The 22,251-nt window shown below is 74.0% G+C and carries 20 protein-coding genes; 14 read left to right on the top strand and 6 right to left on the bottom strand.

Features of this window, described 5'->3' with window-relative positions; translation table 11 throughout:
* Nucleotides 1–147: 147 nt before the first annotated feature.
* Both GA0115242_RS31875 and GA0115242_RS31880 read left to right on the top strand, forming a co-directional pair.
* Complete coding sequence (locus GA0115242_RS31875) at nucleotides 148–1,665, top strand: 3-hydroxyacyl-CoA dehydrogenase (RefSeq protein WP_093834690.1); 1,518 nt, start codon at nucleotides 148–150, stop codon at nucleotides 1,663–1,665.
* A complete protein-coding gene (locus GA0115242_RS31880) occupies nucleotides 1,662–2,255 on the top strand; it encodes a TetR/AcrR family transcriptional regulator (protein ID WP_093834692.1) in 594 nt (197 codons plus the stop codon). Before GA0115242_RS31875 ends, GA0115242_RS31880 begins: the two co-directional genes overlap by 4 nt.
* Before the next feature lies 1 nt (nucleotide 2,256).
* On the opposite strand, the gene GA0115242_RS31885 is transcribed toward GA0115242_RS31880, so the two are convergent.
* Nucleotides 2,257–2,763, bottom strand: coding sequence for an Lrp/AsnC family transcriptional regulator (locus tag GA0115242_RS31885; protein ID WP_370672337.1), 507 nt, complete (start codon nucleotides 2,761–2,763; stop codon nucleotides 2,257–2,259).
* A gap of 174 nt (nucleotides 2,764–2,937) precedes the next feature.
* On the opposite strand from GA0115242_RS31885, the gene pdhA (GA0115242_RS31890) reads away from it, so the two are divergent.
* The 7 genes from pdhA (GA0115242_RS31890) (at nucleotide 2,938) to GA0115242_RS31920 (ending at nucleotide 11,234) form a co-directional block, all read left to right on the top strand.
* Complete coding sequence (gene pdhA / locus GA0115242_RS31890; RefSeq protein ID WP_093834696.1) at nucleotides 2,938–4,068, top strand: pyruvate dehydrogenase (acetyl-transferring) E1 component subunit alpha; 1,131 nt, start codon at nucleotides 2,938–2,940, stop codon at nucleotides 4,066–4,068.
* On the top strand, nucleotides 4,068–5,072 hold the full coding sequence (locus tag GA0115242_RS31895; protein ID WP_093834698.1) for an alpha-ketoacid dehydrogenase subunit beta: 1,005 nt from the start codon (nucleotides 4,068–4,070) through the stop codon (nucleotides 5,070–5,072). The genes pdhA (GA0115242_RS31890) and GA0115242_RS31895 overlap by 1 nt, the downstream gene beginning before the upstream one ends.
* Complete coding sequence (locus GA0115242_RS31900; RefSeq protein ID WP_093834700.1) at nucleotides 5,072–6,580, top strand: dihydrolipoamide acetyltransferase family protein; 1,509 nt, start codon at nucleotides 5,072–5,074, stop codon at nucleotides 6,578–6,580. The genes GA0115242_RS31895 and GA0115242_RS31900 overlap by 1 nt, the downstream gene beginning before the upstream one ends.
* Nucleotides 6,581–6,634: 54 nt before the next feature.
* Nucleotides 6,635–7,714 (top strand): NTP transferase domain-containing protein, encoded by a 1,080-nt coding sequence (locus tag GA0115242_RS31905; RefSeq protein ID WP_093834702.1) that lies wholly within the window; start codon nucleotides 6,635–6,637, stop codon nucleotides 7,712–7,714.
* Nucleotides 7,711–9,090, top strand: coding sequence for a molybdopterin molybdotransferase MoeA (locus GA0115242_RS31910; protein WP_093834704.1), 1,380 nt, complete (start codon nucleotides 7,711–7,713; stop codon nucleotides 9,088–9,090). The genes GA0115242_RS31905 and GA0115242_RS31910 overlap by 4 nt, the downstream gene beginning before the upstream one ends.
* Nucleotides 9,087–10,184, top strand: a complete 1,098-nt coding sequence (locus GA0115242_RS31915) for a potassium channel family protein (protein ID WP_093834706.1) — start codon at nucleotides 9,087–9,089, stop codon at nucleotides 10,182–10,184. Before GA0115242_RS31910 ends, GA0115242_RS31915 begins: the two co-directional genes overlap by 4 nt.
* An 81-nt stretch (nucleotides 10,185–10,265) precedes the next feature.
* Complete coding sequence (locus GA0115242_RS31920) at nucleotides 10,266–11,234, top strand: NAD(P)H-quinone oxidoreductase (RefSeq protein WP_093834708.1); 969 nt, start codon at nucleotides 10,266–10,268, stop codon at nucleotides 11,232–11,234.
* 92 nt (nucleotides 11,235–11,326) lie between these two features.
* Here the strand turns inward: GA0115242_RS31920 and GA0115242_RS31925 are convergent, their stop codons facing one another.
* Nucleotides 11,327–12,175 (bottom strand): hypothetical protein, encoded by an 849-nt coding sequence (locus GA0115242_RS31925; protein ID WP_141721821.1) that lies wholly within the window; start codon nucleotides 12,173–12,175, stop codon nucleotides 11,327–11,329.
* Between the two features lie 108 nt (nucleotides 12,176–12,283).
* Here GA0115242_RS31925 and GA0115242_RS31930 point away from each other — a divergent pair, with 108 nt between their 5' ends.
* Nucleotides 12,284–12,820, top strand: a complete 537-nt coding sequence (locus GA0115242_RS31930) for a bacterial proteasome activator family protein (protein ID WP_093834712.1) — start codon at nucleotides 12,284–12,286, stop codon at nucleotides 12,818–12,820.
* A gap of 236 nt (nucleotides 12,821–13,056) precedes the next feature.
* Here GA0115242_RS31930 and GA0115242_RS31935 read toward each other — a convergent pair whose 3' ends face one another.
* Nucleotides 13,057–14,688 (bottom strand): Stk1 family PASTA domain-containing Ser/Thr kinase, encoded by a 1,632-nt coding sequence (locus tag GA0115242_RS31935; protein ID WP_093834714.1) that lies wholly within the window; start codon nucleotides 14,686–14,688, stop codon nucleotides 13,057–13,059.
* Nucleotides 14,689–15,050: 362 nt separating this feature from the next.
* Here GA0115242_RS31935 and GA0115242_RS31940 point away from each other — a divergent pair, with 362 nt between their 5' ends.
* Nucleotides 15,051–16,634: a protein kinase domain-containing protein gene (locus GA0115242_RS31940; RefSeq protein ID WP_093834716.1), complete on the top strand. Its 1,584-nt coding sequence runs from the start codon at nucleotides 15,051–15,053 to the stop codon at nucleotides 16,632–16,634.
* A gap of 49 nt (nucleotides 16,635–16,683) precedes the next feature.
* On the opposite strand, the gene GA0115242_RS31945 is transcribed toward GA0115242_RS31940, so the two are convergent.
* From GA0115242_RS31945 to GA0115242_RS31955, 3 genes are all read right to left on the bottom strand, one after another.
* Nucleotides 16,684–17,715: a phosphotransferase gene (locus tag GA0115242_RS31945; RefSeq protein ID WP_093834718.1), complete on the bottom strand. Its 1,032-nt coding sequence runs from the start codon at nucleotides 17,713–17,715 to the stop codon at nucleotides 16,684–16,686.
* A 65-nt stretch (nucleotides 17,716–17,780) separates the two neighbouring features.
* Nucleotides 17,781–18,206: a pyridoxamine 5'-phosphate oxidase family protein gene (locus GA0115242_RS31950; protein WP_093834720.1), complete on the bottom strand. Its 426-nt coding sequence runs from the start codon at nucleotides 18,204–18,206 to the stop codon at nucleotides 17,781–17,783.
* Between the two features lie 269 nt (nucleotides 18,207–18,475).
* Entirely contained in the window at nucleotides 18,476–19,141 is a 666-nt protein-coding gene (locus tag GA0115242_RS31955) for a response regulator (RefSeq protein ID WP_093834726.1), read from the bottom strand.
* A gap of 379 nt (nucleotides 19,142–19,520) precedes the next feature.
* Between GA0115242_RS31955 and pdhA (GA0115242_RS31960) the strand changes: the two genes are divergently transcribed.
* From pdhA (GA0115242_RS31960) to GA0115242_RS31970, 3 genes are all read left to right on the top strand, one after another.
* On the top strand, nucleotides 19,521–20,702 hold the full coding sequence (pdhA, locus tag GA0115242_RS31960) for a pyruvate dehydrogenase (acetyl-transferring) E1 component subunit alpha (protein WP_093834722.1): 1,182 nt from the start codon (nucleotides 19,521–19,523) through the stop codon (nucleotides 20,700–20,702).
* Nucleotide 20,703: 1 nt separating this feature from the next.
* The gene (locus GA0115242_RS31965) at nucleotides 20,704–21,684 is read left to right on the top strand and encodes an alpha-ketoacid dehydrogenase subunit beta (protein WP_093834724.1); all 981 of its coding nucleotides are present in this window, start codon (nucleotides 20,704–20,706) and stop codon (nucleotides 21,682–21,684) included.
* 10 nt (nucleotides 21,685–21,694) lie between these two features.
* On the top strand, nucleotides 21,695–22,251 hold a 557-nt coding region (locus GA0115242_RS31970; RefSeq protein WP_305134681.1), incomplete at its 3' end, for a biotin/lipoyl-containing protein.

Genomic DNA, 22,251 nt, shown 5'->3' on the forward strand with positions numbered 1-22,251 from the left:
CGGGACCAACTCCTCGTCTGGAGAACTCGTCTTCGAGCTCATGACCTGGGCAGAAACAGCCGGACAGAGTTAGAGTAACCGAACGATCGGTCGGGACAAGGGGGACCGCCGCATCTGTGGAAAACCCCGTGCGGGAGGATCGCGCCCATGACAGCACTGGACCTCAGCAGCCCCGTGGCCGTGGTGGGCACCGGAACCATGGGACAGGGCATCGCCCAGGTGGCGCTCGCCGCGGGCCACGCCGTTCGGCTGTACGACTCCGTCGCCGGGCAGGCGGACCGGGCCGCCGACGCGATCGTCGCCCGGCTCGACCGGCTGGTCGCCAAGGACCGGCTCACCGCCGCCGAACGGGACGCCGCGCGCGAGCGGCTGCTGCCCGCCGCGGACCTGTCCGAACTCGCCGACTGCACGCTGGTCGTCGAGGCCGTCCTGGAGCGGCTCGACGTCAAGCAGGAGCTGTTCCGGCGGCTGGAGGAGGTGGTCGGCGAGGACTGCCTGCTGGCCACCAACACCTCGTCCCTGTCGGTGACCGCGATCGGCGGCGCGCTGCGCAACCCCGGCCGCTTCGTCGGCCTGCACTTCTTCAACCCGGCGCCGCTGCTGCCGCTGGTCGAGGTCGTCTCCGGGTACGCCAGCGACGTCACGTCCGCCACGCGCGCGTACGAGACGGCGCGCGCCTGGGGCAAGACGCCGGTCGCCTGCGCCGACACCCCCGGCTTCATCGTCAACCGGATCGCGCGGCCCTTCTACGCCGAGGCCTTCGCGGTCCACGAGGCGCAGGGCGCCGACCCGGCCACCATCGACGCCGTGCTGCGCGAGTGCGGCGGCTTCCGGATGGGCGCGTTCGAACTGACCGACCTGATCGGCCAGGACGTCAACGAGTCCGTCACCCACTCCGTGTGGACGTCCTTCTTCCGGGACGTGCGCTTCACCCCGTCGCTCGCCCAGCGCCGCCTGGTCGAGTCCGGCCGCCTCGGCCGCAAGAGCGGACAGGGCTGGTACGCGTACGGCGAGGACGCCGAACCCGCCGAGCCGCACACCGCGGAACCGTGCAGGCGGCCCTCCCACGTCGTCGTCGAGGGCGATCTGGGCCCGGCGGCCGACCTGCTCCCGCTGATCCGCGAGGCGGGCATCCAGGTGCGCGAGGAGGACGAGGACCAGGGCAGCCGCCTGGTGCTGCCCGGCGGCGGCCATCTGGCGCTCGCCGACGGCCAGACGTCCGTGGAGTTCCGCGACGTCGTCTACTTCGACCTCGCCCTGGACTACCGCAGGGCCACCCGCATCGCCCTCTCCGCCTCCCAGGACACCTCGCCGCGCGCCCTCGCCGAGGCCACCGGCCTCTTCCAGGCGCTCGGCAAGGAGGTCAGCGTCATCGGTGACGTCCCCGGCATGATCGTCGCCCGCACGGTCGCCCGGATCGTCGACCTGGCGCACGACGCCGTCGCCAAGGGCGTGGCCACCGAGGAGGACATCGACACCGCGATGCGACTGGGCGTCAACTACCCGCTGGGCCCCTTCGAATGGAGCCGCAGGCTCGGCCGCAACTGGGCCTACGCCCTCCTCGACGACCTCCATCTGCGCGACCCGTCCGGCCGCTACACGCCGTCCCTGGCGCTCTACCGGCACGCGTACGCCACCGACAAGCGGGAGGGCGGCACCTCATGACCACCGCCAAGCGCGACACGTACACGCCCGAGACGCTGCTGTCCGTCGCCGTCCAGGTCTTCAACGAGCGCGGCTACGACGGCACCTCCATGGAGCACCTCTCCCGGGCGGCGGGCATCTCCAAGTCGTCGATCTACCACCACGTGGCCGGCAAGGAGGAGCTGCTGCACCGCGCCGTCAGCCGGGCCCTCGACGGCCTCTTCGGCATCCTCGACGAGGAGCACGCGCGCGTGGGGAGCGCCGCGGCCCGCCTGGAGTACGTCGTCCGGCGCATGGTCGAGGTGCTGCTCGCGGAGCTGCCGTACGTGACGCTGCTGCTGCGGGTGCGCGGCAACACCGACACCGAGCGGTGGGCGCTGGAGCGGCGCCGCGACTTCGACCACCGGGTCGCCGAGCTGCTGCGGGCGGCCGCCGCCGAGGGCGAGGTGCGCACCGACGTGGAGGTGCGGCTCGCGACCCGGCTCGTCTTCGGGATGATCAACTCGATCGTCGAGTGGTACCGCCCCGAGGGCCGGGGCACGACGGGCGAGCGCGAGGTGGCCGACGCGGTCGCGCGGCTGGTCTTCGGAGGGCTGCGCGCGGCCGGGTGAGTCAGCCCTGCGGCTCCAGGTCCTCCTCCTCGAACACCAGCAGGGTGCGGGTGCTGAGCACCTCGGGCATCGCCTGGAGCCGCGTCAGCACCACCTCGCGCAGCGCCCGGTTGTCCGGGGTGTGCACCAGCAGCAGCACGTCGAAGTCGCCGCCCACCAGCGCGATGTGGGAGGCCCCGGGAAGCTGTCTGAGCTGCTCGCGCACGCTCCGCCAGGAGTTCTGCACGATCTTCAGCGTGATGTACGCCGACGTGCCCTGACCGGCCCGCTCGTGGTCGACGCGGGCCCCGAACCCCCGGATCACACCGTCCTCGATGAGGCGGTTGATGCGCGCGTACGCGTTGGCCCGCGACACATGGACCCGCTCGGCCACCGACCGTATCGACGCCCGGCCGTCCGTCTGGAGCATCTGCAGGATGTCCAGGTCGATGGCGTCGAGCGGACGCGGACGCGGGGGCGGCACGGCGCTGCCCGCCTCCGCCCGGTCGGCCATTTGTTCAGGTGCCATGTCCCCCCGCCTCCCTACCATGGACGTAGTGCGTTCATTCCAGGTTGTGGAGAACCGTTTGTCCACAGCCGTGAGGTGCCTGTAGCCAAAATGTGCCGACGACCGAACAATCGGTAGGTGAGGCGCATCACACCCGTGACGCGCCGCAAGCCTCTCCCACGAGGAGGTGCCGTCATGACGGTCCTGGAGCAGCGCGGCGCGTACCACCCGTCGCCGCCGCCCGCCTGGCGACCCCGCACGGACCCCGCGCCGCTGCTGCCCGACGCCGAGCCCCACCGCGTCCTCGGCACCGACGCAGCCCGCGGCGCCGACCCGGCCCTGATGCGCCGCCTGTACGGCGAGCTGGTGCGCGGGCGCCGCTACAACGCGCAGGCCACCGCGCTCACCAAGCAGGGCAGGCTCGCCGTCTACCCGTCGAGCACCGGCCAGGAGGCCTGCGAGGTCGCCGCCGCGCTCGTCCTGGAGGACCGGGACTGGCTCTTCCCCAGCTACCGCGACACCCTCGCCGCCGTCGCCCGCGGCCTCGACCCCGTGCAGGCGCTCACCCTGCTGCGCGGCGACTGGCACACCGGCTACGACCCGCGCGAACACCGGGTGGCGCCGCTGTCCACCCCGCTCGCCACCCAGCTCCCGCACGCCGTCGGCCTCGCCCACGCGGCCCGCCTCAAGGGCGACGACGTGGTCGCGCTCGCGCTCGTCGGCGACGGCGGCACCAGCGAGGGCGACTTCCACGAGGCGCTGAACTTCGCCGCCGTCTGGCAGGCACCGGTCGTCTTCCTGGTCCAGAACAACGGCTTCGCCATCTCCGTCCCGCTCGCCAAGCAGACCGCGGCCCCGTCGCTGGCCCACAAGGCCGTCGGCTACGGCATGCCGGGCCGCCTGGTCGACGGCAACGACGCGCTCGCCGTCCACGAGGTCCTCGCCGACGCCGTCCGGCGCGCGCGTGAGGGCGGCGGCCCCACCCTCGTCGAGGCCGTCACCTACCGGCTCGACGCGCACACCAACGCCGACGACGCGACCCGCTACCGCGCGGCCGACGAGGTCGAGGCCTGGCGGGCGCACGACCCGATCACCCTTCTGGAGCAGGAGCTGACCGCACGCTCTCTGCTGGACGAGGCCGGGATCGAGGCGGCCCGCGCGGACGCCGAGGCGATGGCCGCCGACCTGCGCGCGCGGATGAACGAGGACCCGCCGCTCGACCCGATGGACCTCTTCGCCCACGTCTACGCCGAACCCACCCCGCAACTGCGCGAACAGCGCGAGCAGCTCCGCGCGGAGCTGGCGGCGGAGCGGGAGGGCGCGTGATGACGACCGTCGCCCTCAAGCCGGCCACCATGGCGCAGGCCCTCACGCGCGCGATGCGCGACGCCATGGCCGCCGACCCCACCGTGCACGTCCTGGGTGAGGACGTCGGCACCCTCGGCGGTGTCTTCCGGGTCACCGACGGGCTCGCCGCGGAGTTCGGCGAGGACCGCTGCACCGACACCCCGCTCGCGGAGGCCGGCATCCTCGGCACCGCCGTCGGCATGGCCATGTACGGGCTGCGCCCGGTGGTGGAGATGCAGTTCGACGCGTTCGCCTACCCGGCGTTCGAGCAACTGGTCAGCCATGTCGCGAAGACGCGCAACCGCACCCGCGGGGCGATGCCGCTGCCGATCACCGTGCGCGTGCCCTACGGCGGCGGCATCGGCGGGGTCGAGCACCACAGCGACTCCTCCGAGGCGTACTACATGGCCACCCCCGGCCTGCACGTCGTCACCCCGGCCACGGTCGCCGACGCGTACGGGCTGCTGCGCGCCGCCATCGCCTCCGACGACCCGGTGGTCGTCCTGGAGCCCAAGCGGCTGTACTGGTCGAAGGACTCCTGGAACCCCGAGGAACCGGCGGCCGTCGAGCCGCTGGGCCGGGCGGTGGTCCGGCGCTCCGGGCGCAGCGCCACGCTCATCACCTACGGGCCCTCCCTCCCGGTCTGCCTCGAAGCGGCCGAGGCGGCCCGCGCGGAGGGCTGGGACCTGGAGGTCGTCGATCTGCGTTCCCTGGTGCCGTTCGACGACGAGACGGTCTGCGCGTCGGTGCGGCGCACCGGGCGCGCGGTGGTCGTGCACGAGTCGGCCGGCTTCGGCGGGCCCGGCGGGGAGATCGCGGCCCGGGTCGGCGAGCGCTGCTTCCACCACCTGGAGGCGCCGGTGCTGCGGGTCGCCGGGTTCGACATCCCCTACCCGCCGCCGATGCTGGAGCGGCACCACCTGCCCGGTGTCGACCGCATCCTGGACGCCGTGGGGCGCTTGCAGTGGGAGGCCGAGGGCTGATGGCACAGGTGCTGGAGTTCAGGCTGCCCGACCTCGGGGAGGGGCTCACCGAGGCGGAGATCGTGCGCTGGCTGGTCCAGGTCGGGGACGTCGTGGCGATCGACCAGCCGGTGGTCGAGGTCGAGACGGCCAAGGCGATGGTCGAGGTGCCCTGCCCCTACGGCGGGGTCGTGACGGCCCGGTTCGGCGAGCAGGGCAGCGAACTGCCCGTCGGCGCACCGCTGCTGACGGTCGCGGTGGGAGCCCCGGCCGCCGATCCGCGGACGGCGCCCTCCACGCCCGCCCCCGAACCGGAGGGCTCCGGGAACGTCCTGGTCGGCTACGGCACGACGGCACCCCCGGCCCGGCGCCGCCGGGTGCGCCCCGATGCCCCGACCGGCGCTGCGGGACCGAACCCCGGAGCGGTGGCCCCGGGCACGGCGGCGGACGGAACGGTGGCGGGCGCCGGGAGTTCCGCGGGTGCCTCTGGCGATTCCGCGGTGGACGCCGGGAGTTCCGCGGCGGCCTCCGACAGCGTGGCGCCGGTCGACGGACGGGCCGTGCCGGTCGACGGGCGGGCTGTGGTCGGCGCCGGGACCGGTGCCGGAAGTGCGGTGCGGGGTGCCGGGGGTGGTGTCGACGGGCCCGTCGCCGTCATCTCGCCGCTGGTGCGGCGGCTCGCCCGGGAGAACGGGCTCGACCTGCGCGGCCTGGCCGGATCGGGGCGCGACGGGCTGATCCTGCGGGCCGACGTGGAACGCGCGCTCGGCGGCACCCCGCCGTCCGCCCCCGCCCCCGCTGATGCCACGGCGCCGGTCGCCGCCGGTGCGGACGGGCCCGGCGCGACCCGGGTGCCGCTCAAGGGCGTGCGCGGCGCGGTCGCCGACAAGCTGGCGCGGAGCCGCCGGGAGATCCCCGACGCCACCTGCTGGGTCGACGCCGACGCGACGGAGCTGCTGCGCGCGCGGGCCGCCATGAACGCGGCGGGCGGGCCGAAGATCTCGCTCCTCGCGGTGCTGGCCAGGATCTGCGTGGCCGCCCTCGCCCGGTTCCCCGAGCTGAACTCGACGGTGGACACCGCGGCCAGGGAGGTCGTGCTGCTGCCCCAGGTGCACCTGGGGTTCGCCGCGCAGACCGAGCGCGGCCTGGTCGTGCCGGTCGTCCGGGACGCGCACACCCGGGACGCCGAGTCCCTGTCGGCGGAGTTCGCCCGGCTCACCGAAGCGGGCCGGTCCGGGCGGCTGACACCCGGTGACCTCACCGGCGGCACCTTCACGTTGAACAACTACGGGGTGTTCGGCGTGGACGGCTCCACCCCGATCGTCAACCACCCCGAGGCCGCGATGCTGGGCGTCGGCCGGATCGTGCCCAAGCCCTGGGTGCACGAGGGGGAACTGGCGGTACGGCAGGTCGTGCAGCTCTCGCTCACCTTCGACCACCGGGTCTGCGACGGCGGCACGGCGGGCGGCTTCCTCCGGTATGTCGCGGACTGCGTGGAACAGCCCGCCGTCCTGCTGCGCACCCTCTGATCACGGCGGCGCGGACGGGTCCCGGGCGGCCGGGACGGCCCGCATACTCGGGGGATGACCTCGCACGCGTCCCCCGGGTACGACGTGATCGTGCTCGCCGGCGGTGCCGCCCGGCGGCTCGGCGGCGCCGACAAACCCGGTCTCCTGGTGGGCGGGCGCCCGCTGCTCGACCGGGTGCTCACCGCCTGCGCCGACGCCCGCACGACCGTCGTCGTCGCCGACCCGCGCCCCACCGTCCGCCCGGTGCGGTGGGCCCGTGAGGAACCGCCGGGCGGCGGCCCACTGGCCGCGCTCGGCGCCGGGCTGCGGCACGTCACCGCCGCCGAGACCGTCGTCCTCTCCGCCGACCTGCCGTTCCTCGAACCGGCCACGGTGGCGGCCCTGTTGACCGCCCTGCGCGCCCCCGGCCCGGCCGGGTCCGACGGCGCGCTCCTCACCGACGCCGAGGGGCGGGACCAGCCCCTGGTGGCCGCCTACCGCACGGCGGCCCTGCGGCGCGGACTCACCGCCCTCGCGGACGCGGCACCGCCCGGCGACCCGGCCCCGCTCGCCGGGCTCCCGCTCCGTAAGCTGACCTCCACGCTGCACCTCACCCGCGTCCCGGACGCCGTCGCCGCCTTCGACTGCGACACCTGGGACGACATCGCCACCGCCAGGGCACGCATCAGGGAGCATGGGCACGTGTTGGATGAATGGATTACCGCAGCCAAGGACGAGCTGGGGCTCGATCTCGACGTCGACACCGGCGTCCTGCTCGACCTCGCCCGGGACGCCGCCCACGGGGTCGCGCGGCCCGCGGCGCCGCTGACCACCTTCCTCGTCGGTTACGCCGCCGCACGCGCGGGCGGCGGGCCCGAGGCGGTCGCCGAGGCCGCCCGCAAGGCCACGGCCCTCGCCCTGCGCTGGGCCGCCGAGGACGACACCGCGGCCGACGGGAACCCCGGCACCTCCGGTTCCTCCGGTTCCTCCGGTGACTCCAACTCCTCGGCCGCCCCCGGCACCTCCGGTCCGGAACAGACCTCCGCCGCTCCCGGCGCGGAAGCGGCCCCCGCCACCCCCGGCACTCCGCAAGCCGCCCCCGCCCCCGGCGAGTCCGCCCCCGCCCCCGACAAGCCCGCCCCGGACGCCGGATGACCGCCCGTTCCGCCAGGACCGGTGAGGACGCCGGGGACCTCGACGTCGAGGAAGTGCTCGCGCTCGTGAGGAAGGACAACGGCCGTCCGCCCGCCCCCGGCGGCGGCGACCGCGCCCCCCGGCCGCAGACCGGTCCGCGCCCGGCACCGGAACCCGGTCAGGACACCACCCGGCACCGGGCCACCCCCTGGCCGCAGGCCCGCGCGATCGCCGCTCGCGCCGCGCGGGGAGGCACCGGCCGCGACCCGGTCACGGTGCCGCTCGCCGACGCCCTCGGCCTCACCCTGGCCGCCCCGCTCGCCGCCCTCACCGACCTGCCCTCCTTCGACACCTCGGCGATGGACGGCTGGGCCGTCGCGGGACCCGGCCCCTGGGACGTCCGGGACGAGGGACTGCTCGCCGGGCACGCCGAACCGGCGCCGCTCACCGACGGCGAGGCCGTCCGGATCGCCACCGGCGCCCGCGTCCCCCCGGACACCACCGCCGTGCTGCGCGCCGAGCACGGACGCGGCGACGACAAGGGCCGCCTCTTCGCCGCCCGCGACCTCCAGCACGGCCAGGACATCCGCCCGCGCGGCCAGGAGTGCCGCTCGGGCGACCAACTGCTCCCGCCCGGCAGCCCGGTCACCCCTGCGGTGCTCGGGCTCGCCGCCGCGGCCGGGTACGACACCCTCGCCGTCGTCCCGCGCCCCCGGGTCGACGTGCTCGTCCTGGGCGACGAACTGCTCACCACCGGACTGCCGCACGACGGGCTGATCCGGGACGCCCTCGGCCCGCTGCTGCCGCCCTGGCTGCGCGCGCTCGGTGCCGAGGTGGTCGCCGTCCGGCGGCTCGGCGACGACGCCAAGGCCCTGCTGAAGGCCGTCAGGACGTCCCGCGCCGATGTCATCGTCACCACCGGCGGCACCGCGGCGGGCCCGGTCGACCATGTGCACACCACGCTGGAGCGGATCGGCGCCGAACTCCTCGTCGACAGCGTCAAGGTGCGCCCCGGCCACCCGATGCTGCTGGCCAGGACGGGGGAGCACCAGCACCTCGTCGGGCTGCCGGGCAACCCGCTGGCCGCCGTCTCCGGGCTGCTCACGCTCGCCGAACCCCTGCTGGGCGCGCTCGCCGCCCGCCCGGCGCCCGAGCCGTACACGCTCCCGCTGCGGGAGTCCGCGCACGGCCACCCCCACGACACCCGGCTGGTGCCCGTCCTGCTGCGCGGCGACGGCGCCGTGCCGCTGCACTACACCGGACCGGCCATGCTGCGCGGGATCGCGGCGGCCGACGGACTCGTCGTCGTACCGCCGGGCGGCGCTCGGGCCGGTCAGGAGCTGGAACTCCTCGACCTGCCCTGGGCGTCGGCCGGGATCGGGGTGTGTTTCACGTGAAACTTCCGGGCCATGACGCGATCGCCCGGCAGGCGGACGAGCACCTCGTGACGCACCGGGTGAAGCTGCCGAGGAAGGTGGTCGACCGGCCGATACGCCAGGTGGGCAAGCGCCTGGCGATGGCGCTGCTGGTGCTGGTCGCCACCGCCTTCATCGTCTGGGTCGACCGGGAGGGCTACACCGACAACTCGGATCAGTCGGTCGATCTGCTCGACGCGTTCTACTACGCGACGGTCACCCTCTCCACCACCGGGTACGGCGACATCACCCCGGTCAGCGACGGGGCCCGGCTCACCAATATCTTCGTCATCACGCCGCTGCGGGTGATCTTCCTGATCATCCTGGTCGGCACCACGCTGGAAGTCCTCACCGAACGCACCCGGGAGGAATGGCGCCTGAACCGCTGGAGGTCCGTCTTGCGGGACCACACCGTCGTCATCGGCTTCGGGACGAAGGGACGTTCGGCGATCCAGACCGTCTGCGCCACCGGGCTGAAGAAAGAGCAGGTGGTCGTGGTCGACCCCAGCTCCAAGGTGATCGACGTCGCCGCCGCCGAGGGGTACGCGGGGGTGGTCGGGGACGCGACGCGCAGCGACGTGCTCAAGCGCGCCGAACTGCAGCGGGCGCGGCAGATCATCATCGCCACCCAGCGCGACGACACGGCCGTGCTGGTGACGCTGACGGCCCGCCAGCTCAACCGGAACGCGAAGATCGTGGCCGCGGTCCGGGAGGAGGAGAACGCGCCGCTGCTGAAGCAGTCCGGCGCCGACGCCGTCATCACCAGCGCCAGCGCCGCCGGACGGCTCCTCGGCCTCTCCGTGCTGAGCCCCGCCGCCGGCATGGTGATGGAGGACCTGATCCAGCAGGGCAGCGGCCTCGACATGATCGAACGCCCGGTCATAAAGGCCGAGGTGGGCCGCCGCCCCAAGGAGACGGACGACCTGGTGGTGAGCGTGGTGCGCGGCCACCGGGTGCTCGGGTACGACGATCCCGACGTCGGCACCATCCAGCTGACGGACCGGCTGATCACCATCGTGCGGGCCTCGCCGGGCGCGCAGGTCGCCCCCGACATCCGGCCGCTGCCCCGGGACTGACGCGTCCGGACGGTGCCGCGCCGCCGGTCGGCACGCCCGCGCTCGGGCCTCTGGCCGGGCCCGGGGAGTAGCGTCCCCACCATGTATGCGATCACGATTCCCGATCCTGGTGGGCCCGAGGCGCTGGTGTGGGACGAGGTCGGGGACCCGGTCCCCGGCGAGGGCGAGGTGCTGGTCGAGGTGGCGGCGGCCGCCGTCAACCGGGCCGACGTCCTCCAGCGGCAGGGCTTCTACGACCCGCCCCCGGGCTCGTCCCCCTACCCCGGTCTCGAATGCTCGGGCCGGATCGCCGGGCTCGGCCCCGGGGTCTCCGGCTGGGCCGTCGGCGACGAGGTGTGCGCACTCCTGGCGGGCGGCGGCTACGCGCAGAAGGTCGCCGTGCCGGTCGGCCAGTTGCTGCCGGTCCCCCGGGGCGTCGACCTGGTCACCGCGGCGGCGCTGCCCGAGGTGACCGCGACGGTCTGGTCCAACGTCTTCCAGATCTGCCACCTGCGCCCCGCCGAGACGCTGCTGGTGCACGGCGGTTCGTCGGGCATCGGGACGATGGCGATCCAGCTCGGCAAGGCCGTCGGCGCGCGGGTGGTGGTCACCGCCGGGTCGGCCGGGAAGCTGGCGGCCTGCGGCGAGCTGGGCGCGGACGTGCTGGTCAACTACCGCGAGCAGGACTTCGTCGAGGCGGTGCGGGAACTCGGCGGCGCGGACGTGATCCTGGACGTCATCGGCGCCGCGTACCTGGACCGCAACGTGGACGCCCTCGCGGTCAACGGGCGGCTGGTGATCATCGGCATGCAGGGCGGGGTGAAGGGCGAGCTGAACATCGCCAAGCTGATGGCCAAGCGGGCGGCCGTCGCCTCGACCTCGCTGCGGGCCCGCCCGCTGGAGGAGAAGGCGGCGGTGGTCGCGTCGGTGCGTGAGCACGTCTGGCCGCTGATCGAGTCCGGCACGGTGAAACCGGTCGTCGACCGGGTCATGACGCTGCCCGAGGCGGCCGAGGCGCACCGGCTGATGGAGTCCAGCACCCACATCGGCAAGATCCTGCTGCGGGCGTGACCCGCGGGACCCCGCCGCGGGCCCGCCGACAGGGCGGGACGGTGCGAGGACGGCACCGCGCGGCGGGGGCCGTCCGTCCGTGGGGCCGGTGCTCAGGTCCGGCGCAGGCGCAGGCCGAGGAAGGCCAGGCCCAGACCGAGGCCGACCAGGACCAGGCCGCCGCCCAGCGGCAGGACGCGCAGGAAGGGATCGGCCGCTGCCGCGTCCTGGCCGAGGCTGCGGCCCCGGCCGCGGGCGGCGGCGGACGGGTCGGCGGTCCTGGAGGCGTCCGCGTCCCCGGGCACGGCGGCCTGGTCGGAGGGGGCGGCGTCCGGGTCGGTGTCGCCCGCCGGGTCCGCGACCTCGTCGTCCTGACCGTCGGGCCGGTCCCGCGGCTCCGGACGTCCCGGGCGTTCCCGGCCCTCCCCGGCCCTGCTGCCCGCCCGGGAGGGCTCGGCGGCCGGGGAGACGGTCGCGTCGGCGGCCCCCGCGTGCCCGGAGTGACCGGAGGGCTCGGCGTGGCCCCCCGCGGTGGTGGGGCCCGGCCGGTCGGGGGCGGGCGCGGGCTCGGGACGCGCGGCGGTCTCCTGCTGCACCGGCCGGTCCGCGTGACCCGGACGGCCCTGCTGACCCGTCTGACCCGTCTGACCTGTGGGGCCGCTCTGACCGCCGTGCCCGGCCGGGTCGCTCTGCGCCGACTGGCCGGGGCGGCCGGAACTTCCTGAGTGGTCCGGCGGGTCCGTGCGGCCCGTCGCGCCGGTTCCGTCGCCGTACCGGGGCGGCACCGCCTGCGGGGCCTGAGCACCGCCGGGCCGGGCCGCCACCGCGACCGCCGCCTGGGCCCGCTGCGGGGACCCGGTGGCCGCGCGGGCCGCCGTGCTCCCGTTCGGGAGGGCGAGCGCGGCCGGACCGACCGCCAGCACCACTCCCGCCGTCCGCATCGCGCGCAGCCATGGCTTCACCCCACCAGGCTCGCCGCCCGCCCGGGTTTCGGCACTCCGGGTTCGGCCAGAGGGTCGAACCGGGGGCCGCCACGATGATGAAATACCTGGGTGGGAGACAATGACGGTATGGAGATGCCGAGCAACGACAGGTCGCCGGAGAACCCCCAGATTCTGGTCGTGGGCCAGGACGGCATGGCCGTCGGGGGCGGCGACGCGGACTCTCGCGAGACTCCGGTGACGGAGATGGTCGAGCAGCCGGCCAAGGTGATGCGGATCGGCAGCATGATCAAGCAGCTCCTGGAGGAGGTGCGGGCGGCTCCGCTGGACGAGGCGAGCCGGGTCCGGCTCAAGGAGATCCACGCCAGCTCCGTGAAGGAGCTGGAGGACGGTCTCGCCCCGGAACTGGTCGAGGAGCTGGAGCGGCTCTCGCTGCCCTTCACGGACGAGGGGACCCCCAGCGACGCGGAGCTGCGGATCGCGCAGGCGCAGCTGGTCGGCTGGCTGGAAGGGCTCTTCCACGGCATCCAGACGACCCTGTTCGCGCAGCAGATGGCCGCGCGGGCGCAGCTGGAGCAGATGCGGCGCGCGCTGCCGCCGGGCGTCGCCCACGAGATGGGCGACGAGGGTCCGGCGGCGGGCCGGGTGGGCGGCCCGTACCTCTGAGGCCCGGCCTCTGAGGCCCGGCGCCGGGGGCACGGCCCTTCGGGGCACGGCCCCTCGGGAAACAGCCCCTTGGGGCACGGCCTCTGCGGCACGCCTCCGGGGAAGACACCTGGGCCCGGCCTCTCGGGCAGGACCTCCGATGCCCGGCCCTCGGACACACGGGAAGGGCCCGGCGGTTTCGTACCGCCGGGCCCTTCCCGTTGCCGTCCGTCGCCGTCCGTCGCCGCGCGCCCCCGTCAGGACGCCGGGTCGCCCGTCGACACGTCGAGCTGGATGCGCGGCATGGCCTTCGGGTCGACGTCCGTCCCGGCGGCCGGGAACTGGTTGATGACCGCGCCCTCGCCGTACGTGTTCTCGTCGTAGTCCTTGACGTCCAGGCGCCAGCCCGCGGCCTGGAGGCACTCACGGACCGACTTGATGTACTTGTAGCGGAAGTTCGGGACCTGGATCTTGCCGACCTCGTCGTAGGAGTCGCGCGGCTCCGTGCACTCGGTCTTGTCGATCGTCTTGGAGGTGTCGGGGCCGCGGTGGCCCACCTCCTCGCTGGTCGGGGAGCTGCTCCCGGAGGCGCCGCCGGAGCCCGCGTCGTCGCCGCTGCCGCCGCCGTCGAAGCTCAGGGCCGCGACCACGCCGCCGACGACGAGCAGCGCGACCGCGATCGCGCCGATGATCACCGGCCGGTTGCTCCGGCCGCCCGATCCGGAGCCGGGTCCGCCCGTCGTCGCGGTGGGGTGCTGCGGGGCGGGGTGGTAGGCCGCCGGGGTCTGCGGCGGCCCGTAGGGCGACGGCGTCGGGTAGCCGCCCTGCTGCGGATAGCCGTAGCCGGGGGACGGCGTCGGGGCGCCGTAGGCGGCGGGCGAGGTCGGCTGGTACGGCGTCTGCACCGGACCCGGGTGCGGGGTCTGCTCGACCGGCGGGAAGACCGCGGAGGCGACACCCGCGCCGCTCGCGGTCGGCGAGCCGGGCACGATGCTCGGCGGCGCGGCCTCGAAGGAGGCGGCCACCCGCAGGCACTCGTCCCGCATGGCGACCGCGCTCGGGAAACGCTCGTTCGGGTTCTTCTTCAGCGCGCGGGCCACCAGCGCGTCCACCGCGGGCGGCAGCGACCGGTTGACCGAGGACGGCGCGACCGGCTCCTCCTGGACGTGCGCGTACGCGATCGCGAGGGGCGAGTCGGCGTCGAACGGCAGCCGCCCGGTGACCAGTTGGAAGAGCATGATGCCGACCGAGTACAGGTCGGAGCGGGCGTCCACGCCGCGGCCGAGCGCCTGCTCGGGGGAGAGGTACTGCGGGGTGCCCACGACCATGCCGGTCTGGGTCATCGAGGTGACCCCCGACTGCATGGCGCGGGCGATGCCGAAGTCCATCACCTTGACGACACCGCGCTTGGTCACCATGACGTTGCCCGGCTTGATGTCCCGGTGGACCAGGCCCATCTCGTGGCTGATGTCCAGGGCCGCCAGCACGTCCGCGGTGACCTTCAGGGCCCGGTCCGCGGGCATCGCCCCGGAGTGCCGGATGTCGTCGGCGAGCACCGAGCCGAGCGGGCTGCCCTCGACGTACTCCATGACGATGTACGGGGTGGTGGTCCCGTCGACGTCGTCCTCGCCGGTGTCGAAGACCGAGACGATGTTCGTGTGCGTGAGTTTGGCCACCGCCTGCGCCTCGCGGCGGAACCGCTCGCGGAAGGCCGGTTCGCGGCCCAGCTCGGTGTGGAGCGTCTTGACCGCGACCTGCCGGTCGAGCACGGCGTCGTAGGCGAGGTGCACCGACGCCATGCCGCCCTCACCGAGCAGGTCCCGCAGCTGATACCGGCCACCGGCGAGCGCCTTCCCGCTGAACCGGCCGTGCGCGCCGTCCTGACTCATGTTCCGCGTCCCCCGTAAGCCCTCGGGTCCCGGCCCTCGGGCACCGCTGCTGGTGGTCGGCCGACCGTCGGTGATCGACCCGCCCATTACCGGCCAAGTCTGCCCCAGGGCACGGACACGTCAAGCACGGTGCCCGTTCCGTGACGTTCCGCGGGGGACTCGTCGCGGGAGCGTTACAGAGGCCGTACCGGTGGCGCACAGAACTTGCGTACGGAACCGGGATAACGATTTGATGGCCGGTCCGTCCTGTGCGGTTCGCGGCTCCCGTCCCGGACCGGCGGCGTGCGCCGAGGCTGTAGCGTGGCCGACGGAGACCGTGACAACACCGCGCGTACCGCGGGCAGAAACGACGGCGAGGACTGATGGCACAGCAGCAGCGCGCCCAGGGCCCGTCCGACCCCGAGGCGACTGGCGGCGGTATGTCAGATGCGCCGGAGATGTGGGGCAACGGCGGACTTGTCGGGGACGGCCGGTACCGGCTGACCCGCAGACTCGGCCGGGGCGGCATGGCCGAGGTGTTCGCGGCCGAGGACGTGCGCCTCGGACGGACGGTCGCGGTCAAGCTGCTGCGCGCCGATCTCGCCGAAGACCCCACCTCCAAGGCCCGGTTCACCCGCGAGGCCCAGTCGGTGGCCGGTCTCAACCACCACTCGATCGTCGCCGTGTACGACTCCGGCGAGGACTTCGTCGGCGGCCAGAGCGTGCCGTACATCGTCATGGAGATCGTCGAGGGGCGCACCATCCGCGACCTGCTCCTCAACGCCGAGGCGCCCGGTCCCGAGCAGGCCCTGATCATCGTCTCCGGTGTCCTGGAGGCGCTCGCCTACTCGCACCAGCACGGCATCGTGCACCGCGACATCAAACCGGCGAACGTGATCATCACGCACAACGGCGCGGTCAAGGTCATGGACTTCGGCATCGCCCGCGCGCTGCACGGCGCGTCCACCACGATGACGCAGACCGGCATGGTCATGGGCACGCCCCAGTACCTCTCCCCCGAGCAGGCGCTCGGCAAGGCCGTCGACCACCGCTCCGACCTGTACGCGACCGGCTGCCTGCTCTACGAACTCCTCGCGCTGCGGCCCCCGTTCACCGGTGAGACGCCGCTCTCGGTGGTCTACCAGCACGTCCAGGACATCCCGACGCCGCCGTCCGAGGTCTTCGACGCCTCGCCGCCGGAGCTGGACGGACTTGTCATGCGCTCGCTGGCGAAGGAGCCGGACGACCGGTTCCAGACCGCCGAGGAGATGCGCGGGCTGGTCCAGTACGGCCTGCAGATGCTCTACGACCAGGGCGGCCACACCGGCACCTGGAACACCGGCCCGGTCGGTCTGCACGACGGCAGGAACACCCCGGCGGCCGGGTTCGGCGGCACGCAGATGATGTCGCACCCGGGCGACCACGCGGGCACCACGCAGATCCCGCAGCCGATCCTGCCGTCCGGCTACGGCGGCGGGGACGACGGCGGCTTCGAGGGCCACGGCAACCAGGGCAGCGGCCGGGGCAAGCTGTGGATCCTCGCCGTGCTCGCGGTGATCGCCGTCGCGGCGGGCGTCGCGCTGGCCCTGAACAACGCGGGCTCGGGCGGCGGCGGCAGCGACCCCACCAAGTCGCCGTCCGCGTCGGTGACCAAGGACGACGACACGGCCAGCGAGACGCCGAGCGACGACGCGACCGACCAGTCCACCGGCACCGGCCAGGAGAACGGCACCGGCAGCAGCTCGGGCACCGGCTACTCGCCCTCCTACCGGCCGTCGTCGCAGCCCCCGGAGACCGAGTCGGAGCAGCCGACGAAGGAGCCCACCGAGGACCCGACGTCGCAGCAGCCGTCGACCAACCCGCCCCCGTCGCAGACCCAGAGCACGCCGAGCGACCCGACGGACGGCGGCGACGAGGGGGGCGGCACCGAGGGCAACGTCACCACCGGCGTCGGCGGCCTCGGCTGACCGCCGCCAGGTCTGAATAGCTGGATCAGGCAGGCCGGGACGACCGGCCCTAGTCGACGAACGCCGCGCGCACCGCGTCGTACTCCCGGGTCCACCACACCGCCAGCGCGGACGTGGCGGGGAACTGGGGGTCCGCGCGGGTGTCGTCGCGCTCGTAGTGCCAGCGCAGCATCCAGAAGTCGTTCAGGCGCTCCCACCAGACCCGGTGGGCGGCCGCCGCGAGCTGCGCGGGCGTGGCACCCGCAGCGCCCCGGTACGCGCGGGCGTACGCCCTCACCCGTGCCAGGTCCAGGGTGCCCGCCGGGCGCACGAAGAAGATCGCCGCGGCCCGCACCGCCTCCTCCGCGCGCGGGCGCACGCCCAGCCGGTCCCAGTCGACGATGGCGGCGGGCGCGTTCCCCCGGTAGAGCAGGTTGAACGGGTGGAAGTCGCCGTGCACCCAGCCCACCGACGAGCCGCTGGGCGGGCGCCGGTCGGCGTGCCGCTCCAGGAGCGCGCGGCGTTCCAGGAGGCGGTGGCGGGCCAGCGCGTCGAAGGAGTCGGCGGGGCGGTGCCCGCGGACCCGGCCGAGCAGGTCGTCGATGAGGGCGAAGGTGTCCCGCGGGTCGGCGCTCCGCGCCGTCTCCGCGGCCTCCCGCGCGGGCGCCGGCATCACCCGCTCCAGGCTCGCGTGCACGACGCCCAGCAGCCTGCCCAGGCGCGCGCACTGCCCGGTGCTGAGCTGCCCGCCGTGCCGGTGCCTGCCCTCGACCCAGGGGTGCAGCGCGTAGGCGTGCCCGCCGACCTCGGCGACCGTGCGGCCGTCCGCGCGGGGCAGCGGCGGCGCCACCGGGACGCCGAGCCCCGCGAGCCGCTCGGTGGCCCGGTGCTGGCGGGCGATGGCGGCCGGGTGCGCGGTCTCGGGGTCGAAGTGGTGCTTGAGGAAGTAGCGGCCCCGGGTGGTGCGCAGCCGGTAGCCCCGGTTGAGCAGCCCCTGTGCGACCGGCTCGCAGGCGAGTGCCGTACCGGCGCGGTACTGGCGCAGCAAGAGGTTCAGCGGGGGCGCGTGAGGCGCCGAAGGGGGGACGAGGGAGCGCGGCACGCGCCTGATGCTAGGTCAGGAGCTGCCCCCTTGAGCTGGGGTTTGTCACACTCGGTCACCTTCGGTCACGTCCTGTGCGCGAAGGGATGTTCCAGAGCGACGTCGTCGGACCGAACCGACCAGAACTGCGGCTCGATGCGCAGATGGACGACGTCCCAGGGCCGTCCGTCGGTGTGCCGGGGGACCGGTCCGAACCGCTCCCACTGGGCCCGGGTCGGCTCGTGCTCGGCGCACGCCCCCACGATCTGCACGGACCACCGGCGCTCGCCCGGCCGGGCGGTGTCCAGGTTGTCCGCCCCGTACGCCACCACGCTCCCGGCGCACGCCCGGTGGTGGCCGTGGCCCCGGGACATCCGCAGCAGGACCCGCCCGTCGTCCACGATGTGACGGGCGGAGGTGAGCAGCGGGAGGGCGTGCATGCTGGTGGCCACGCGCCCGTACTCGGCGCGGGCGAGCAGGTCGGCGGCGGCGGACTGATCGTCGGAGGCCATGCTTCCACTGTCGGCCGACGGGCCCCGCGGCCACAGAGGCGACGGCCCCGCTTCGACCGGGACTTAAGACCCGGAGCCCGCGCCGGGCCGGGGATGGCGGCAGCGGTGTCGCCGTCCCCGTGCCGGAGGTCTCGCCCGAGGCGTCGCCGTCCCTCTCCGCGGCCCCGTCGGAGGCGTCGCCGTCCCCGTGCCGGGAGTCCCGTCGGAGGCGTCGCCGCCCCTCTCCGCGGCCCCCGCCCGAGGCGTGGCCGCCCTCTCCGCGGCCCCCGCTACTGCCGCTGGCGCTCCGCCTGCATGCGGGCCACGTAGGCGGCCGCCTGGGAGCGGCGTTCCATGCCCAGCTTGGCGAGCAGGCTCGACACGTAGTTCTTGATCGTCTTCTCGGCGAGGTGCAGCCGCTCGCCGATCACCCGGTTGGTCAGTCCCTCGCCGATCAGGTCCAGGATCCTGCGCTCCTGCTCGGTGAGGTTCGCCAGCCGGGCGTCCCCGCGCGCGCTGCCGCCCTCGCGCAGCCGCTCCAGCACGCGCGCGGTGGCGACCGGGTCGAGCAGGGAGCGGCCCGCCGCGACGTCCCTGACGGCCGTCAGCAGCTCGTTGCCGCGGATCGCCTTGAGGACGTACCCGGAGGCGCCCGCCATGATCGCGTCGAAGAGCGCCTCGTCGTCGGCGAACGACGTCAGCATCAGGCACCGCACCGACTCGTCCGCCGAGCGGACCTCGCGGCACACCTCCACGCCGCTGCCGTCCGGCAGCCGGACGTCCAGGACCGCCACGTCGGGCCGGACGGCCGGGATCCGGGCCAGCGCGTCGGCCGCCGTACCGGCCTCGCCGACCACCTCGATGTCGTCCTCGACGGTGAGCAGCTCGTGCACACCGCGCCGGACCACTTCATGGTCGTCGAGCAGAAATACCTTGATTTTTCGGTCTTCGGGCACGAAACGCAGTCTCACACAGGGGCCGGTCCCCCGCCCGTGGCCAGACTCTTCCCGTGACCTGGCTCACCGGGATAACGTGCCGTTGTTCCGGCCCCCTGCGACGCTGTGACCAGGAACTGTTCCCGGCTTTCGCGATTTACTTGGATATCCAAGCAAAAACGCAGGTCAGGAGGGGTTTCCCAGAATTGTGGAGCACTGGGTAACGTGCGTGTTGCAGGGCGCTCGCCGGGGCACCTTGTCACGCCTGTGCCGTACGGGCCCACCCACCCTGTGGGTCCGCGCACGCGCAGGTGAGCCGCGCCCCCGCGCTCCTCACCAGGAGCGGGGGACACCCTGCACCCGGCGAACCCGGGATGCCGGACCGACGGAGGAGCAACACGTGACCGTGGAGAGCACTGCCGCGCACAAGCCGCGACGCAGCGCCGGGACCAAGAGCACGGCCGGCAGGCGCACGACCGCGAAGAAGCCGACAGGCGCCGAGCCCGACCTGGTCCAGCTGCTGACGCCCGAGGGCGCCCGCGTCAAGAACGCCGAGTTCGACAAGTACGTCGCCGGCATCACCCCCGAGGACCTGCGCGGCCTCTACCGCGACATGGTGCTCACCCGCCGCTTCGACGCCGAGGCCACCGCCCTCCAGCGCCAGGGCGAGCTGGGCCTGTGGGCGTCGCTGCTCGGCCAGGAGGCCGCCCAGATCGGCTCGGGCCGGGCCCTGCGCGACGACGACTACGTCTTCCCGACCTACCGCGAGCACGGCGTCGCCTGGTGCCGCGGGGTCGACCCGACCAACCTGCTCGGCATGTTCCGCGGCGTGAACCACGGCGGCTGGGACCCGAACACCAACAACTTCCACCTCTACACGATCGTCATCGGCTCGCAGACGCTGCACGCGACCGGGTACGCGATGGGCATCACCAAGGACGGCGCCGACAGCGCCGTCATCGCCTACTTCGGCGACGGCGCCTCCAGCCAGGGCGACGTGGCGGAGTCGTTCACCTTCTCGGCCGTCTACAACGCGCCGGTGGTGTTCTTCTGCCAGAACAACCAGTGGGCGATCTCCGAGCCGACCGAGAAGCAGACCCGGGTGCCGCTCTACCAGCGCGCCCAGGGCTTCGGCTTCCCCGGCGTACGGGTCGACGGCAACGACGTGCTGGCCTGCCTCGCGGTCACCCGCTGGGCCCTGGAGCGGGCCCGCAGCGGCGAGGGGCCGACGCTGGTCGAGGCGTACACGTACCGGATGGGCGCCCACACCACCTCCGACGACCCGACCAAGTACCGGGCCGACGAGGAGCGCGAGGCGTGGGAGGCGAAGGACCCGATCCTGCGGCTGCGCGCGCACCTGGAGTCCGCACACCACACGGACGAGGGATTCTTCGCGGAACTCGAGGCGGAGAGCGAGGCGTTGGGAAGGCGGGTGCGCGAAGCGGTCCGCGCCATGCCGGACCCGGACCACTTCGCCATCTTCGAGAACGTGTACGCCGACGGGCACGCGCTCGTCGACGAGGAGCGGGCCCAGTTCGCCGCCTACCAGGCGTCGTTCGCGGACGCAGAAGGGGGCAAGTGACATGGCGGCGGAGAAGACGGCCCTGGCCAAGGCGATCAACGAGTCGCTGCGCCACGCCCTGGAGACGGACCCGAAGGTCCTCGTCATGGGCGAGGACGTCGGCAAGCTCGGCGGTGTCTTCCGGGTCACCGACGGCCTCCAGAAGGACTTCGGCGAGAGCCGCGTCATCGACACCCCGCTCGCCGAGTCGGGCATCGTCGGCACCGCCATCGGCCTGGCCCTGCGCGGCTACCGACCGGTGGTGGAGATCCAGTTCGACGGCTTCGTGTTCCCGGCCTACGACCAGATCGTCACCCAGCTCGCCAAGATGCACGCCCGCTCGCTGGGCAAGGTGAAGCTGCCCGTGGTGGTCCGCATCCCCTACGGCGGCGGCATCGGCGCGGTCGAGCACCACTCCGAGTCCCCGGAGTCGCTCTTCGCGCACGTGTCCGGCCTCAAGGTGGTCTCCCCCTCGGACGCGTCGGACGCCTACTGGATGATGCAGCAGGCCATCCAGAGCGACGACCCGGTGATCTTCTTCGAGCCGAAGCGGCGCTACTGGGACAAGGCCGAGGTCAACACCGAGGCGATCCCAGGGCCGCTGCACAAGGCGCGGGTGGTGCGCGAGGGCACCGACCTGACGCTGGCCGCCTACGGTCCGATGGTGAAGCTCTGCCGCGAGGCCGCCGACGCCGCGGCCGAGGAGGGCAAGTCCCTGGAGGTCGTGGACCTGCGGTCGGTCTCCCCGCTGGACTTCGACACCGTCCAGACCTCGGTGGAGAAGACCCGCAGGCTGGTCGTCGTGCACGAGGCGCCGGTGTTCTTCGGGTCCGGCGCGGAGATCGCCGCCCGGATCACCGAGCGCTGCTTCTACCACCTGGAGGCCCCGGTGCTCCGGGTCGGCGGCTACCACGCCCCGTACCCGCCGGCGCGTCTGGAGGAGGAGTACCTGCCGGGTCTCGACCGGGTGCTCGACGCCGTCGACCGTGCCCTGGCGTACTGAGGAGAGGGTCGTGACGACGATGACGGATGCGTCCGTACGCGAGTTCAAGATGCCGGACGTGGGCGAGGGGCTCACCGAGGCCGAGATCCTCAAGTGGTACGTCCAGGTCGGGGACACGGTCACCGACGGCCAGGTGGTCTGCGAGGTCGAGACGGCGAAGGCGGCCGTCGAACTGCCCATCCCCTACGACGGGGTGGTGCGCGAGCTGCGCTTCCCCGAGGGCACCACGGTCGACGTGGGCACGTCGATCATCGCGGTGGACGTCGCGGGCGGCGCCCCGCCCGCCGGGGCCGAGGAGCCCGCGGCCGCGCCCGCCGAGGCGCCCGCGCCCGAGCAGGAGAAGCCGGCCGCCCGCACGCCCGTGCTGGTCGGCTACGGGGTCGCCGCGACCTCGACGAAGCGGCGCCCGCGCAAGGGTCCCGAGGTGGCCGTCCCCGCGGCGCAGGCGGCCGTCCAGGCCGAGCTGAACGGCCACGGACCGGCCGCCCCGGCGCCCGCCGCCGAGCGGTCGAGGCCGCTGGCCAAGCCGCCGGTGCGCAAGCTGGCCAGGGATCTCGGCGTGGACCT

It is taken from the genome of Streptomyces sp. SolWspMP-5a-2, assembly GCF_900091845.1.
GTDB classification, from domain to species: Bacteria; Actinomycetota; Actinomycetes; order Streptomycetales; family Streptomycetaceae; genus Streptomyces; species Streptomyces doudnae.

Excerpts from the sequence above, each read along its gene's own strand:
- GA0115242_RS31875 (WP_093834690.1), top strand. The coding sequence starts at position 148 with ATGACAGCACTGGACCTCAGCAGCCCCGTGGCCGTGGTGGGCACCGGA.
- GA0115242_RS31880 (WP_093834692.1), top strand. The coding sequence starts at position 1,662 with ATGACCACCGCCAAGCGCGACACGTACACGCCCGAGACGCTGCTGTCC.
- GA0115242_RS31885 (WP_370672337.1), bottom strand. The coding sequence starts at position 2,763 with ATGGCACCTGAACAAATGGCCGACCGGGCGGAGGCGGGCAGCGCCGTG.
- pdhA (WP_093834696.1), top strand. The coding sequence starts at position 2,938 with ATGACGGTCCTGGAGCAGCGCGGCGCGTACCACCCGTCGCCGCCGCCC.
- GA0115242_RS31895 (WP_093834698.1), top strand. The coding sequence starts at position 4,068 with ATGACGACCGTCGCCCTCAAGCCGGCCACCATGGCGCAGGCCCTCACG.
- GA0115242_RS31900 (WP_093834700.1), top strand. The coding sequence starts at position 5,072 with ATGGCACAGGTGCTGGAGTTCAGGCTGCCCGACCTCGGGGAGGGGCTC.
- GA0115242_RS31905 (WP_093834702.1), top strand. The coding sequence starts at position 6,635 with ATGACCTCGCACGCGTCCCCCGGGTACGACGTGATCGTGCTCGCCGGC.
- GA0115242_RS31910 (WP_093834704.1), top strand. The coding sequence starts at position 7,711 with ATGACCGCCCGTTCCGCCAGGACCGGTGAGGACGCCGGGGACCTCGAC.
- GA0115242_RS31920 (WP_093834708.1), top strand. The coding sequence starts at position 10,266 with ATGTATGCGATCACGATTCCCGATCCTGGTGGGCCCGAGGCGCTGGTG.
- GA0115242_RS31930 (WP_093834712.1), top strand. The coding sequence starts at position 12,284 with ATGGAGATGCCGAGCAACGACAGGTCGCCGGAGAACCCCCAGATTCTG.
- GA0115242_RS31935 (WP_093834714.1), bottom strand. The coding sequence starts at position 14,688 with ATGAGTCAGGACGGCGCGCACGGCCGGTTCAGCGGGAAGGCGCTCGCC.
- GA0115242_RS31940 (WP_093834716.1), top strand. The coding sequence starts at position 15,051 with ATGGCACAGCAGCAGCGCGCCCAGGGCCCGTCCGACCCCGAGGCGACT.
- GA0115242_RS31950 (WP_093834720.1), bottom strand. The coding sequence starts at position 18,206 with ATGGCCTCCGACGATCAGTCCGCCGCCGCCGACCTGCTCGCCCGCGCC.
- GA0115242_RS31965 (WP_093834724.1), top strand. The coding sequence starts at position 20,704 with ATGGCGGCGGAGAAGACGGCCCTGGCCAAGGCGATCAACGAGTCGCTG.